The following is a 14,327-nucleotide window of genomic DNA, read 5'->3' as shown; positions in this document are numbered from 1 at the left end:
CGCCGTCAGGCCCGTGGTTGACCGAGGTCCCAGAACAGGCCCGCCATGATGCGCAGCCCCTCGCGGGCCACCGACGCCAACAGGTGCTCGTCAGGGGCGTGTTGGGAGCAGGAGGGGTGGGAGTGCGGGACCCACACCGTGGGCAGGCCGAGGATGTCCGCGAAGGCGTCGTTGGGGAGGGTGCCGCCGAGGTTCGGCAGGACGGCCGGTTCCTTGCCCGTGGTGTGCCGCAGGGAGTCCACGGCCCGGCGGACCCACGGGTCGTCCGGGCTGAGGCGGGTCGCGGGGACGGCCTGGAGGACCTCGACGTCGACCATGGACAGGCCGTGCGCGTCGAGGTGGTCGCGGACGATGCGTTCGAGGTCGCGCCAGGGCGTGCCGACGACGAAGCGGAGCTGGACGTCGGCGTGGGCGGTGCCGGGAATGGCCCCGACGGGCTTGGCGGGGTCCCCGGCGGCCAGGGTGAGGACCTCCAGGGTGTTCCAGCCGAAGACGCGTTCGGCCGGGGTGAGGCCCGGTTCGCCCCAGTCGGTGTCGACTTCCGGGTCGCCGTCCCCGCCGCCCACGGTGAGGTTCGCCAGGGCGGCGGCGACGGGCTCGGGCAGCGCCGGCGGCCGCAGTTCCTCCACCAGGATGCGGCCGCGGGAGTCGACCAGGGTGGCCAGGGCGCCGGCGAGCACCGTGGCGGGGTTGCGCAGGGCGCCGCCCCAGTTGCCCGAGTGGTGGGCGCCCTCGCGCAGGGCCACGCGCAGACGGAAGTTGGCGGCGCCCCGGGAGCCGAGGAACAGGGTGGGGCGGCCGGCCGCGAGGCGTGGGCCGTCGGAGGCGACGAGCAGGTCGGCGGCCAGGTCGTCCGCCAGCCGGCGGCAGACCTCGTGCAGACCCGGTGAGCCCGACTCCTCCCCGGTCTCCACGAGCACCTTCAAGTTGAAGCCCAGCCGGCCTCCCCGAGCGGCCAGGACCTGTTCGAGCGCGGCCAGGTTGACGGTGTGCTGGCCCTTGTTGTCGGCGGTGCCGCGCCCGTAGAGGCGGTCGCCCTCGACGACGAGTTCCCAGGGGGACAGGCCGGTGCGCCAGCGGCCGTCCTGCCCGGGGACGACGTCGCCGTGGCCGTAGACCAGGACGGTGGGCAGGCCGTCGGCCTCGTGCCGGCGGGCGAGCAGGAACGGGCCCGCGCCCGGCACCGGGTTGTCGACGATCCGTACGGTCGCGCCCAGGCGGCGTACGGTGGGGGCGAGTTCGTCGGCCAGGTAGGCGCGCAGCGGGCCCGTGCCGTCGGGCGGCGGGCTCTGCGTGGGGAACGCGACGCGGCGCCGCAGGTCGGCCAGGAAGCCGCCGGAGTCGAAGTAGGCCTCCGCCAGGCCGATGGCGGTCTCACGTGTCGTCATGCCGTCCACTCCCGGTGTCCGTCGGGCCGGGCAGGGCGGCCAGGCGGCCGTCCTCCCGGTCGAGCCAGTGCCGCCGCAGTGCCTGGAGCACGACGGAGACGTCGAAGGAGATCACCCCGTCAAGCTCCGCCAGGTCCCGGGTGAGGAACTCCGCGAGCCCCTCCTCGTCCCGGAAGACGCCCTGGTGGACGACGGAGAAGGTGCCCGCGTTGGTCGACACGTACCGGGCGGAGGGGTGCCGGGCGAGCGTCCGGGCGGCCTCGCGCACCCCGCCCGGCGCCACGGTCAGCGCGACCACCGCCTCCAGGGCGTAGCCCAGTAGTCCGGGCTCGATCTCCACGCGGGGGCGGACCAGTCCGCGCTGGAGCAGCGACTGGGTGACGCGGTAGGCGGTGGACTGCCCGATGCCGAGTTCCCGGGACGCCTGCGCGGCGGTCATCCGGCCGTCGGCGGCGAGCAGCCGCAGGATGCGCAGCTCGTCACCGGTGGGGCGGGCGGGCCGGTCCGCGCCGCCCGGGTCCGTCTCGCGCTCCTCCGCCGTGTAGGTGGCGAGCAGCCGGTGCTGGTCCTGCGTCAGGCGCGGCAGCCGCCAGGCGTCGGACTTGGTGTCCGCGCGCAGGACGAGTTCGGTCCGGGTGGACCGTACGCCGGGGAGCGTGGCGATGTGCCGGGTGAGCAGGTCGCGGGCCTCGGCGCGGCGCGCGGGCTGGACGACGCAGTAGACGTCCGCCTGCCCGGCGGTGACGGCGACATGGGCCGCCTCGGGCAGTTCGACGAGCCCCCGGGCGACGTCGAGGGCCCGTCCCGGCGCGGCGGCGACCCACACGTGCCAGGGGGTGCCCTCACCGGTCACCGACAGGTCGACCTGGCCGATCACCCGCAGCAGCCGGTTCGACTCCAGCCGGGCCAGCCGCCGTCCCACGGTGCTCGCCGACACGCCCAGCGCCTGGGCCAGCAGGCTGAGCGGGGCGCGCGGTGCGCGCTGGAGCGCGGCGACCAGGTCGAGGTCGTCGTCGTCCAGGGCGTTCTCCATGCGACCCATCCTCCTTGGAACGAATCCGTCAACCAGCGACTTCACACGACCGATACGACCGCAACAACCTTTTTACTTGCATGATTTCGTCAACAGGGCCGTCAATAGGGATGTGACCACCGCCACTTCACCCCCGCCGCCCGACGTCCCCTCGAAGCAGCTCTCCCGGCTGCTCGCCGTCCTCGGGCGCATCGAGCGCCTCGGCAACAAACTCCCCCACCCGTTCTGGCTGTTCGGTGTGCTCAGCGTCGTCCTGGCGCTGGTCAGCTGGCTTCTGTCGGCCACCGGCGCCTCCGCGCTCAACCCCGCCACCGGCAAGACGGTGGGAGTGCGCAGCCTCGTCTCGGGCGAGGGACTGCGGATGATGATCTCCGACGCGGTGACGAACTACGCCACGTTCCCGCCGCTCGGCACGATCCTCGTGGTCATGCTGGGCGTGGCCGTCGCCGACCGGTCGGGGCTGCTGCCCGCGATGCTGCGGGCGGCCGTCGCGCGGGTCCCGGCGCGGTGGCTGACGTTCACGCTCGCCTTCACCGCCATGGTCGCGCACGTCGCGTCCGACGCGGCCTACGTGGTGCTGGTGCCGCTGGGCGCGATGGCGTTCCGGGCGGTGGGACGCAGTCCGATGCTGGGTGCCGTGGTGGCGTTCGTGTCGGTGTCCGCCGGCTATGACGCGAGCCCGCTGGTCACCCCGACGGACGCGGTCCTGGCCGGTCTGACGACGGCCGCCGCGCACACGGTCGACCCTTCGTACGTGGTCAACCCGCTGTCCAACTACTTCTTCTCGGTGGCCTCGTCGGTCGTCCTGGCCATCGTCGTCACCGTCGTCACGGAGAAGGTCATCGCCCGGCGGGTGGCCGCGATGCCGGAGGAACCGGAGCCGGAGGACGCCCCCGACGCCGCCGGCACGGAAGCCGGACTGACGCTGCGCCCGGAGGAACGCAGAGGCCTGCGCAACGCGGGACTCGCGCTGCTTGCGTACGCCGCGCTGGTCGTGGTGGCGATGGCCCCGGCCGGATCGCCGCTGCGCGGCGAGGGCGGCAGCATCGTGCAGTCGCCGGTGCTCACCGGCATCGCGGTCGTCCTGGCGGTGGCGTTCCTGATCGTGGGCGCCGTGTACGGGCGGACGGTCGGGACCGTACGGACCGGGCGGGACATCCCCGACCAGATGGCGCAGGGCCTGCGCGAGATGGCGCCGATCCTGGTGCTGTTCTTCGCCATCTCCCAGTTCCTGGCGTACTTCAAGTGGACCGGCGTCGGCGAGGTCCTGGCGATCCGGGGCGCCGGGCTGCTCGAGTCGGCGGGCATCACGGGCCCGGTGGCGTTCCTCGGCGTCCTGCTGGTCTGCACGGTCATCAACCTGCTCGTCACCAGCGGCTCCGCCCAATGGGCCCTGGTCTCCCCGGTGTTCGTGCCCATGTTCATGCTGCTCGACATCCCGCCCGAGGTGACCCAGGCGGTGTACCGCATCGCCGACTCGTGCACCAACGCGGCGACACCGATGAGCGCCTACTTCGTGATGACCCTGGGTGTCGTCCAGCGCTACCGGCGCTCGGCCGGCATCGGCACGCTGCTGTCGCTGACCCTGCCGCTGTGCCTGGTCATGCTGGCGGCCTGGACGCTGCTGTTCTACGCCTGGTGGGCGCTGGGCATTCCGCTGGGCCCGGGGGTGCCCGTCCGCTGACCGCCCGGCCGCTTCCGCACGTACGAGGAGGACCGTCCATGTCCCTGATCCGCGTCGAATCGCCGGCCCGGGAAGCCCTGCCGGAGATGACCGGAGACCTGCGCAGGCTGGTCGAGCTGGAGACACCCAGCGACGACAAGGAGTTGCTGACCGCCGGGCTCGCCTCCGTCGAGGCCTGGACGCGCCACCGGCTCGGCCCGCCGGACGAGTCGCGGCGGTACGACGGCGGTCCGCACGGCGACATGCTGGAACTGCTGTACCGGGGCACATCGCCCGCGCTGGTGCTGGTCCTGTGCCACTACGACACGGTGTGGCCCGCCGGCACCCTCGCCGAGTGGCCCTTCCGGGTGAGCGAGGACGGGCGGGCCACCGGGCCGGGAGTGTTCGACATGAAGTGCGGTCTGGTGCAGGCCGTGTGGGCGCTGCGCCTGCTGCGGGAACTGGATCTGCCGCGCCCGTCGGTGCGGCTGTTCCTGAACGGCGACGAGGAGATCGGCAGCCCCGCCTCCCGGCCGGTGATCGAGCGGCTGAGCGAGGACGCGACGGCCACGCTCGTGTGCGAGGCGTCGGCCGGGCCGGAGGGGGCGCTGAAGACGTCCCGCAAGGGCGTCGGCCTCTTCGAGGTGACCGTGGAGGGCGTGGAGGCCCACGCGGGCCTCGATCCGCACCGGGGCGCCAGCGCCGTGCACGCCCTCGCCGAACTGGTCACCCGGATCGCCGTCCTGGGCTCCCCGGAGCGGGGCACGACGGTCAACGTCGGGGTGATCAGCGGCGGCACGGGCCGCAACGTCATCGCCGGCCGGGCGAGCTGTGGCATCGACGTACGGATCCCCGACCCCGCCGAAGCGGCCCGCGTCGACGCCGCACTGGCCTCCCTGACGCCCTCCGACCCCCGGGTACGGGTCTCGGTCACCGGCGGCTGGAACCGTCCCCCGATGGTGCCGACGCCCGCCTCCCGGCTCCTGTTCAAGCGGGCCCACGCGGCGGCGCAGGAGCTGGGGTGGACCCTGCGGGAGACGGCCGTCGGCGGGGCGAGCGACGGCAACTTCGTCTCCGCGCTCGGCCGTCCCGTCCTCGACGGCCTGGGCGCGGTGGGCGACGGCGCCCACGCACGGCACGAGCACGTCCTGCTGGACCACATCCCGCCGCGCACGGCGCTGCTGGCGGGGCTGCTCATGGCAGGGGTGGGTTAGCCGCGCACCCCTCCCCGGCCTCTGGACGCCCCCGCGCGGGCTCGCCTAGGGTGCGGTCGCAAGCGCTTTCTAGCCTGCTCATGCCAAGCCTGCACACCCACCCCACGTGCGCGCAGCCCCGCCACGGCCCGGACGAGGAACCGACGCGGGCCTGACGCTGAAAGGCAGTGTCCCGTGCCGCACAGCGAGCCCCACAGACCGTCGCACCCGTCATGGACCCGCAAGTCGTTCTTACGGGGAATGGCAGCCGTCGGCGCCGCCCCCCTGCTCCCCGCCGCCGTACTCCCCACCGCCACCGCCGAAGCCGCGGCCTCGGCCCGGCCGGACTTCCCGCTGCTCCGGAACGGCACCCCTGCGGACGTGTTCGTGGACGCGGCGGAGGACCCCGCCGTGATCCGGGCGGCCGGTGACCTCGTGGCGGACGTGGAGCGGGTCGGCGGCGTCCGGCCGCGGCTGCTGCACGCCGTGCCCCGGCAGGCCGAACTGCTGGTCCTGGTGGGCACGATCGGTGCGAGCCCGGTGATCGACCGGCTGGTCCGGCACGGACGCCTGGACGTCTCCCGGGTCCAGGGCCGCTGGGAGGCGTCCGTCACCCAGGTCGTGGACCGTCCGCTGCCCGGTGTGGACCGCGCCCTGGTCATCGCGGGCAGCGACCGGCGCGGCACGGTCTACGGCGTCTACGACACCTCGGAACGCATCGGTGTCTCGCCCTGGTACTGGTGGGCCGACGTGCCGGTGGTCCGCCGCGACACGGTGACGGTCCCGGCAGGCCCCTTCGTACGCCACGAGCCCGCCGTCCGCTACCGCGGCATCTTCATCAACGACGAGCAGAACCTCACCACGTGGTCCCACCGCACCCAGGAACCGAACAAGAACATCGGCCCCCGGACCTACGAGCGGGTCTTCGAGCTGCTGCTCCGCCTCAAGGCCAACTACCTCTGGCCCGCGATGCACCCGTACTCCGACTTCTTCAACAAGCACCGCGAGAACCCCGAACTGGCCGACCGCTACGGCATCGTGGTCGGCTCCAGCCACCCCGAGGCCATGCTCCGCAACGGCGTGCACGAGTGGGAGCCGTGGGCCGAGGACCACCGGAACCCCGACGGCACCCTGCCGCTCTACGACTACACGGTGAACCCGGCCGTCATCTCCGACTACTGGCGGGCGCGGGCCCGGCAGAACGCGGCATACGAGAGCAGCTGGACGATCGGCATGCGCGGTCTGCACGACTCGGCGCTGGAGACGAAGTACGCCACCACGATCCCGGAGAAGGTGGCGGTGATGAACGACATCATCACCGACCAGCGCCGCATCCTGGCCGAGGAGGTGGGCGAGGCGGCCGAACCGCAGATCTTCATCCCGTACAAGGAGGTCCTGGAGCTGTACAACGCGGGCGTGAAGGTCCCCGACGACGTCACGCTGATCTGGCCGGACGACAACCACGGCAACATGCGCCAGCTCCCGAACGAGGCGGAGCGCCGCCGCTCCGGCGGCAACGGCATCTACTACCACCTTTCCTACTGGGGCCGTCCCAGGAGCTACCTGTGGCTGGACACCACGCAGTTGAGCAAGGTGTGGCAGGAGCTGCGCCGGGTCCACGACCACCAGGTCGACCGGATGTGGATCTTCAACGTCGGTGACATCAAGTCGATCGAGACGGGCCTGTCCTTCTGCCTGGACATGGCGTGGGACGTGGACCGCTGGGGCCCGGGGAACGTCGAGGACTTCCTGGTGGAGTGGGCCGGGCGCCAGTTCGGCCGGCGCCACGGCTCGGAGATCGCCGCCATCCGCACGGAGTACTACCGCCTGGCGGCGGAGCGGCGCCCGGAGTTCATCGACAAGGCGATCTTCTCGACGGTGCACCACGGCGACGAGGCGGGCCGCCGGCTGGACGCCTACGAGCAGTTGCTGGACCGGGTGCGCAAGCTGGGCGCGAAGCTGCCCGAGCCCTACCGCGACGCCTTCTACGAACTGGTCGAGTACCCGGTGCACGGGGCCTTCTTGATGAACCTGAAGTACTACTGGGCGGACCGGAACGCGCTCGCCGTCCGTCAGGGGCGCGGCGCGGGCACGAACCGCTTCGCGGACCTGGCCGAGGCCGCGCACGCCGAGGAGCAGGCGATCACCCGCCGCTACAACGCGGAGATCGCGGGCGGCAAGTGGGACGGCATCGTCAACCCCTACCCGTCCCAGGTTCCCAAGGCGCCGGGCCGACCGGCCGTCACACGGGTGCCCCGCCAGGAGACCTCGGGCCTCGGGCTGGCCGCGGAGGGCAACGAAACGGGAGCGGGTCACCCGCTCTCCTTCTCCTCCTACGCCCGCGACCGCCGCTTCGTGGACGTCTTCAACACGGGTTTCCTCCCGCTGGAGTGGCGGGCCGAGCCGAGTCACCCGTGGATCCGGCTGAGCACGGCCGGCGGGGAACTCACGGACCAGACACGGGTGTGGGTGGAGATCGACTGGCCGCGGGCACCGGAGGGCACTCACCTCCCCACACTGACCTTCACCGGCGCGGGCACGACCGCCGAGGTGCCCCTGCGGGTGGTCAACGACGGCGAACGGGCCCGGCAGCGCGCCCGCGGTTTCGTCGAGGCCCACGGCTACGTGTCGATCGACGCCGCGCACTTCGACCGCCAGGTGGCGCGCGGCGGGGCCCGGTGGCGGGTGGTGCGCGGCCTGGGACGCCGTACGGCCGCCGTCGAGGCGGTACCGACGACCGCACCGCCGATCACCGAGGACCTCCCCACCCGGTCACCGGAGCTGCGCTACCGGGTGCGCTTCACCAGCACCGGCACCTTCGCGGTGACCGTCTTCCGGCTGCCCTCCCTCGACGAGCGGGGCAAGCGCCGGCTGGCGGTCGCCCTCGACGACCAGCCGCCGACGGTCCTGTCCGGCCAGGCCATCGCCACCGGAAACCGGGGGGACGCCTGGGCCCGCAACGTGGAGGAGGGCATCGAGAAGCTGACGGCCCGGGTGACCGTGACGGAACCGGGCGAGCACGTCCTGCGGCTGTTCATGACCGACCCCGCGATCGCCGTGGACCAGATCGTCATCGACACGGGTGGCCTGCCCGCGAGTTGTCTCGCGCCACCGGAGAGCTACCACCGCGTCTTCAACCCCGACCCCGCCGTCACACCGGGCGTGGCGACCTTGGACCACTAGGTCGGTCAACCGGCAGTCGCGGCCTGCGGGAGCGCTGACGGGAACACGGATTTCTGCGTGCACAGAAAATCGATAAGAAGCTGGGTGCATGCGGCAACCGTGATTCGCTCGACGCCCCTCCATGCATCCGTGCGCCCCTATGGAGAAAGGGTTCGGCGAGCCATCCACTCATTCCACTGGGCAGGACATGAGTCGAGCATCAAGTCGGTGCGACCGCACCGAAATCCCGTGCGCCAGCTGAGGCAGGTGGTATTCGATGAGCGGCTCCGTTCCCGGACCAGCCCGAGATTGGACAGTGGGCACTGCTCCAGGCATATTCCCATTCATCGGCCACGGTATCGACTTGGTCCGTCGGCCGCTGGCTTTTCTGAATTCTTTACCCGCACACGGAGATCTGGTCGAGATACGCCTGGGTCCGCAGCGTGCCTGGATGGCGTGCCACCCGGACCTGGTCCACCAGGTGCTCAGGGACCCGCGCACGTTCGACAAGGGCGGCCCGCTCTACGACAGGTTGCGGATGCTGCTGGGGGACGGCGTCGGCACCTGCCGCCACCAGGATCACCGGCGACAGCGCAGGCTGCTCCAGCCGGAGTTCCGCAAGGCACGCGTCGCCGACCAGGTGCGCCTGATGGGCGAGGAAGTGGAGTCGGTGTGCCGCGCGTGGCGGGCCGGGCAAGTGGTGGACATCAGCGCGGCGATGATGGACCTGTCCACACGTGTGGTCGGCCGCGTCCTCTTCTCCGACTCGCTCGACACCGATACGGCCGCCGAGATGCGCAGGTGCCTGGCCACCGTGTTCCGCGGCGTGTTCGTCCGGACGGTGATGCCGGTCGACGCGCTGTTCCGTGTTCCCACGCCGGCGAACCGGCGTTACCGGCACGCTTCCGACCGCCTGTGCGCGATCGTCGACGCGGCCATAGCCCAACGTCGGCGAGGCACTCCCCACGACGAGCGCGACGACCTGCTCGGGACCCTGCTGGCGGCCACGCGGGCCGACGGCGGGGGGACGGCGATCACCGATGAGGAAGTCCACGGCCAGGTGCTGACGCTGATCTTCGCCGGTGCCGAGAGCACAGCCCTGTGCCTCTCCTCCGCCTTGGAGCTCCTGGGGAGGCATCCCGAGGAGGAACGCCGCCTGCACTCCGAAGTCGACGCCGTGCTCGCTTGGGGGCAGCCGCCCGGCCCCGACGAGCTGCCGCGCCTCGTCCGCACTCGGTGCATCCTCACCGAGACCCTCCGTCACCGCCCGCCCGGCTGGCTCTTCACCCGCGTCACCACGCAGGAGACGGAGCTCGCCGGACACCGTCTCCCGAAGGGCGCCACCGTCATGTTCAGCCCGTACCTCCTGCACCACGATCCCGACCTGTTCCCCGACCCTGATCGCTTCCTCCCCGACCGCTGGCTGCCCGGGCAGACCGTCGCGGCCCCGCCCGGAGCGATGATCCCGTTCGGTGCGGGCAGCCGGAAATGCATCGGAGAGACACTCGCCCTGACGGAGGCCACGGTGGCCCTCTCGTTCATCGCCCGCCACTGGCGGCTGCGTCATCTGCCGGGCCACACCGAACGGCTGCGCCCAGCGGCGTCGTTGGGTCCGAGGGGACTGGTGATGGTCGTCGAACCGCGAGCGAGGCGACCGGTGGACACACCGCCTCGGGCGGATTCCCGCGCACCCGGGACAACTGTCGTACCCGTCGTCCACGACTCACGAACGGCAGGTGGCAACGATGTCCGCGACGCATGAGGAAATCACGCTCGCCGCACAGGACGGAATCCCGGTCGTCGATCTGAGGGAACTGATCGACGCGAATCTCTACATGCCCTTCCCCTTCCAGCGCAACCCCCACGCGTCCGAAGCGGCGGCGGGCGTCGACGAATGGCTGAGCACCTGGGGGCTGACCGACGACCCGGCGGTGGCGGCCATGATCTCCCGTACGCGCCCCGCCGAACTCGCGGCCTGCAACAGCCCGACCATGGATCCGGGGCTCCTCCAGATCATGGCCGACCAGATCGCCTACCAGTTCATCTTCGACGACCGCGCGGAGGACGTCGGCCGGCACACGCCGGGCCGGCTGCTGCCCATGCTGTGCGAGAGCATCGCGATCCTGCGGGACGGCCAACCGCCCACCACCCCGCTCGGGGCGGCCCTGGCCGACCTCCATCGACAGGTACGGGAGCGGTGCACACCCGCTCAGGCCGCACGATGGGCCTGGAACAGCCGGGAGTACGTGCACGGCCTGCTGTACGAAGCGGTGGCCCAAACCGACGCCGTCCCGGTGGGAAGCGGACTGTGCCGGTCCATACGCTCCCTCATCGCGGGCGTCGAGCCGTTCTACCCGCTGTGCGAGGCCGCGCAGCCGTGCGAACTGACCCCAAAGGAGATCCATCACCCCGTCATGCGACGCCTGAGCCGGCTGTCGGCCGACGCGGCGGTGTGGATACCCGACCTCTTCTCCGCGGTGAAGGAACAGCGTGCGGGCGGCGTGATCAACCTGGCCCTCGCCTACCAGCGCTCACACCGGTGCACCCTGCCCGTGGCCGTCACGCTGGCCACCTGGCACATCAACAGCACGATCCGCGAGTTCGAGGAGCTCTACGGTGAGCTCAGGCCGGAGTTGACCCCCTCCGGAGTCGGCTACGTGGAGGGCATGGCCGGCTGGATCCGCGGTTGCTACTACTGGTCCCGCACCGTGCCGCGGTACGCGGACGCGATGGCGGCACCCTCGGTGCCCTGATCCGCTGCCCGACCGACCGTTTCCACCACGGTGTTCCCGACAGGCGCGGAAACGCAGCAGACTACCCGAAAGGCGGAGACCACAACCGCTCCCGCGGGAAATTCACCCTCCCTGTCGACCTCTGCTTCCGACCCGGCCAAGGGGCGTGCACGAGGGCGTACGCTCGCCCCGTCCGGCGGGGAGCAACGACAGGAAGCGGTGGACCACATGGCCCACGGGCTGCGGCAATCGATCAACGAACAACGGCCTCTGCTGGAACGCGACGAGGAACTCCAGGCCGCCGACGACGCGTTGGCGCGGCTGCGTGACACCGTCGACGGCGTTCCCCGGGTACCGCGCGGCGGGTTCCTCGCCTTCACCGGTGAGGCCGGGCTGGGCAAGACGACACTCATCGCGGCGGTGCGCGCCCGCGCCGCCGCGCTCGGGTTCACGGTGTTCTCGGGCAAGGGCGGCGAGAACGAGCGGGGGATGGCCTTCCGCGTCGTCCGCCAGGCCATGCAGCCCGCCCTGGCCAGGATGGGCGAGACGGAGCGCCGGGATTTCCTGGGCAGCTGGTACGACATCGTCGGCGCGGCGCTCGGTCTCGAGGCGACGGACCCCGCCCGGATGCCGGACCCGACCGGAGTGCGCGACGGCCTCGACTGGGTCATGACGCGCCTGACGATGTTGAACTCGCCTGTCGTTCTGCTCCTGGACGACCTGCACTGGGCCGATGGCGAATCCCTGGACTGGCTCGCCTCCTTCGCGCCCCGGGTCGCGAACCTCCCGCTGCTGATCGTCGTCGGCTACCGGCCCGACGAACTCCCGTCCGACGCGACCTCTTTCCGTACGCTCGTCGAACGCCACGAGCAGCGCCCGCACGTGCTGTCTCCGCTCGGCGAGGCGGGCGTGGCGCGGATCATCAGGGACGAAGTGGGTGAGGAAGCCGAGGACGCGTTCTGCGGCGAGTGCTGGACGGTCACCGGCGGGAGCCCCTTCGATGCCGTCGAACTGGCCATCAGGCTCCGTGAACGGAAGGTCAGGGGCACCCGGGACGAGTTGCCGGTGATGCGGGACCTCGCCGCTGCGGTCAAGGGCCCCGGCCTGATCGAGCGCCTCAAACGGCTGGGCCCGGGCACCGTCCGCTTCGCCTGGGCCGGCGCCGTCCTGGGTGGGCCGTTCTCACCGGAGGCTGCCGCCCACCTCGCGGTGGTCGGCAGCGAGGAGGCCGTCGAGGCGGCCGAGAAGCTGCGCGCCCGCCGCATCCTCGCGGACGTCGACGAGCCCGCGGGCGGCCTGGAGTTCGTCCACCCGCAGATCGCCACGACGATCTACCGCGACATCCCTCCGGGCCTGCGGGTCGGCATGCACAACGCGGCCGCCCATGCCGCCCAGACGGTCGGGGCCGACCCCACCGTCGCCGCCCGGCACCTGCTGGAGGTCCCCTGCGACGGCCGGCCCGAGGCGGTCGCGTGCCTGCGCGCCGCCGCCCGTGAGTACCTCCGCGCCGGGGCACCGGAGGCCGCCCGGCGCGTGCTGACCCGAGCGCTGCGGGAACCGCCCCCTGCCGAGGACCGCGCCGCCCTTCTCCACGAGCTGGCCTGCTCGACCTTCCTGATCGAACCCACGGCCACGGTCAACCACCTCCGGGAGGCACTGGCGGAGCCGGGAATCGACCCCGACCTGCGCGCCTCCATCGTCTACCGGCTGACCCAGGCGCTGGCCCACACCGACCGGCTGACCGAGGCCGCGACCGTGGCCGCCGACGAGGCGCGGCGCGCCACCAATGCACGCGTCAAACTGCGCATGCAGGCCGATCACTTCGTATGGAGCGCGTTCCGCGCCGACGAGCCCGACTCGTCCGCCCGCTCGCGCCGGCTGGCGCGGCTGGCGGAGAAGCTGCCCGGCCGGGGCCTGGAGGAGCGCTACATCCTCGGTCTGCGGGCGTGGGACGCCCTCGTGCGCGGCGAGCCGCGGCGGACCGCCCTCGGGTATGCCGAGGAGGCCCTCCGCGGCGGGATGAGCTGGACCGACGAGAACCGCGGCTTCGAGGTGCCCGCCGCCGTCGCCCTGCTGTTCATGTACTGCGACCAGCCACGGCGGGGCGAGGAACTCTTCGCCGAAGGCATGGCCGAGTGCGAGCACATGGGGTGGCGAGGCTCGCATCTGGCGCAGGGCCAGACGCTCCTGGGTTACATCCGCTACCGCCGTGGCTGCCTGCCCGAGGCGGAAGAACTCGTCCGGGCCGGGCTGCACACCGCCGAGCGCGTCGAAGGAGCGGTGCCCGCCCAGTGGTTCGCCATCGGCATTCTCATCAAGACGCTGCTGGCCCGTGGACTGACCGGTGACGCGCGCCGGCTCGCCGACAGCTACCACTACGGCGACGTGGTCCCCAACGCCGTCATCTTCCCCGATCCCCGCACGGTGTACGCCGAACTGCTCCTGGCGGAGGGGCGGCTCGCGCAGGCGGCACGACTGTTGTCCAAGGTCGGGGAGTGGCTGGACGGGCGGGACTGGCGCAACCCCGCGTGGTGTCCCTGGCAGCTGGGACTGGCCTCGGCACTCGCCCGCACCGACCCTGACGAGGCGGTCCGCCATGCCCAGGACGCCGTCAAGCGGGCCCGGGACTTCGGCGCGGCCTCCGCGATCGGCCAGGCCCTGCACGTCCAGGCGGAGGTGACGGGCGGGGAGGCGGCGGTCGATCTGCACGCGCAGGCCGTCGACCAGCTGGAGCAGTCGCCCGCCGCGTACCAGCTGGCCCGTGCCCTGATCGGCCTGGGCGCCGCGCTGGCCCGCAACGGCCGTGTGCACGACGCCGCCGACCGGCTCTACCAGGGTCTGGAAGTCGCGGTCCACTGCGGCGCCGAGGGCCTGGCAGCGCGGGCCAGGCGGGAGCTCTCCGCCGCGGGGCTGCGCCCGCTGCCCCTGCGCTACGCGCAGACGGACATGCTGACGGGCCCGGAGCGCAGGGCCGCCGAGATGACGGCCATGGGCCACCCGGCACCGGTGGTCGCGAAGGACCTGCGGGTCACCGAGCAGGGCGTACGGCAACTGCTGTCCTCCGTGTACCGGAAACTCGGCACGGACGCGTCCGGCCTCGCCGACGCCCTGTCGAACCGCTCCCGGCACGAGCGGTAGCAGCCGGACTCCGGCCGC

General features: G+C 72.2%; 8 protein-coding genes. 6 read left to right on the top strand and 2 right to left on the bottom strand.

Annotated features, from left to right (window positions below):
- Nucleotides 1-5 precede the first annotated feature (5 nt).
- Nucleotides 6-1,388 (bottom strand): M20 family metallopeptidase, encoded by a 1,383-nt coding sequence (locus tag SCNRRL3882_RS35450; protein ID WP_040904437.1) that lies wholly within the window; start codon nucleotides 1,386-1,388, stop codon nucleotides 6-8.
- Nucleotides 1,375-2,421, bottom strand: coding sequence for an Lrp/AsnC family transcriptional regulator (locus tag SCNRRL3882_RS35445; RefSeq protein ID WP_010048695.1), 1,047 nt, complete (start codon nucleotides 2,419-2,421; stop codon nucleotides 1,375-1,377). The genes SCNRRL3882_RS35450 and SCNRRL3882_RS35445 overlap by 14 nt, the downstream gene beginning before the upstream one ends.
- A gap of 112 nt (nucleotides 2,422-2,533) precedes the next feature.
- Here SCNRRL3882_RS35445 and SCNRRL3882_RS35440 point away from each other — a divergent pair, with 112 nt between their 5' ends.
- From SCNRRL3882_RS35440 to SCNRRL3882_RS35415, 6 genes are all read left to right on the top strand, one after another.
- Complete coding sequence (locus tag SCNRRL3882_RS35440; protein ID WP_010048696.1) at nucleotides 2,534-4,105, top strand: AbgT family transporter; 1,572 nt, start codon at nucleotides 2,534-2,536, stop codon at nucleotides 4,103-4,105.
- A gap of 38 nt (nucleotides 4,106-4,143) precedes the next feature.
- Complete coding sequence (locus SCNRRL3882_RS35435; protein ID WP_010048697.1) at nucleotides 4,144-5,298, top strand: M20 family metallopeptidase; 1,155 nt, start codon at nucleotides 4,144-4,146, stop codon at nucleotides 5,296-5,298.
- Nucleotides 5,299-5,538: 240 nt separating this feature from the next.
- On the top strand, nucleotides 5,539-8,460 hold the full coding sequence (locus tag SCNRRL3882_RS35430; RefSeq protein ID WP_010048700.1) for a glycosyl hydrolase 115 family protein: 2,922 nt from the start codon (nucleotides 5,539-5,541) through the stop codon (nucleotides 8,458-8,460).
- A gap of 256 nt (nucleotides 8,461-8,716) precedes the next feature.
- The gene (locus tag SCNRRL3882_RS35425) at nucleotides 8,717-10,201 is read left to right on the top strand and encodes a cytochrome P450 (protein ID WP_078603010.1); all 1,485 of its coding nucleotides are present in this window, start codon (nucleotides 8,717-8,719) and stop codon (nucleotides 10,199-10,201) included.
- Nucleotides 10,185-11,192, top strand: coding sequence for a (-)-alpha-amorphene synthase (locus SCNRRL3882_RS35420; RefSeq protein ID WP_010048704.1), 1,008 nt, complete (start codon nucleotides 10,185-10,187; stop codon nucleotides 11,190-11,192). Before SCNRRL3882_RS35425 ends, SCNRRL3882_RS35420 begins: the two co-directional genes overlap by 17 nt.
- Nucleotides 11,193-11,399: 207 nt before the next feature.
- Entirely contained in the window at nucleotides 11,400-14,309 is a 2,910-nt protein-coding gene (locus tag SCNRRL3882_RS35415) for an ATP-binding protein (RefSeq protein ID WP_040904442.1), read from the top strand.
- Nucleotides 14,310-14,327 lie beyond the last annotated feature (18 nt).

Origin of the sequence: Streptomyces chartreusis NRRL 3882 (assembly GCF_900236475.1) — a bacterium.
GTDB classification, from domain to species: Bacteria; Actinomycetota; Actinomycetes; order Streptomycetales; family Streptomycetaceae; genus Streptomyces; species Streptomyces chartreusis_D.
This window is presented reverse-complemented; position numbering and strand designations above follow the sequence as displayed.

Excerpts from the sequence above, each read along its gene's own strand:
- SCNRRL3882_RS35450 (WP_040904437.1), bottom strand. The coding sequence starts at position 1,388 with ATGACGACACGTGAGACCGCCATCGGCCTGGCGGAGGCCTACTTCGAC.
- SCNRRL3882_RS35445 (WP_010048695.1), bottom strand. The coding sequence starts at position 2,421 with ATGGAGAACGCCCTGGACGACGACGACCTCGACCTGGTCGCCGCGCTC.
- SCNRRL3882_RS35435 (WP_010048697.1), top strand. The coding sequence starts at position 4,144 with ATGTCCCTGATCCGCGTCGAATCGCCGGCCCGGGAAGCCCTGCCGGAG.
- SCNRRL3882_RS35430 (WP_010048700.1), top strand. The coding sequence starts at position 5,539 with ATGGCAGCCGTCGGCGCCGCCCCCCTGCTCCCCGCCGCCGTACTCCCC.
- SCNRRL3882_RS35425 (WP_078603010.1), top strand. The coding sequence starts at position 8,717 with ATGAGCGGCTCCGTTCCCGGACCAGCCCGAGATTGGACAGTGGGCACT.
- SCNRRL3882_RS35420 (WP_010048704.1), top strand. The coding sequence starts at position 10,185 with ATGTCCGCGACGCATGAGGAAATCACGCTCGCCGCACAGGACGGAATC.
- SCNRRL3882_RS35415 (WP_040904442.1), top strand. The coding sequence starts at position 11,400 with ATGGCCCACGGGCTGCGGCAATCGATCAACGAACAACGGCCTCTGCTG.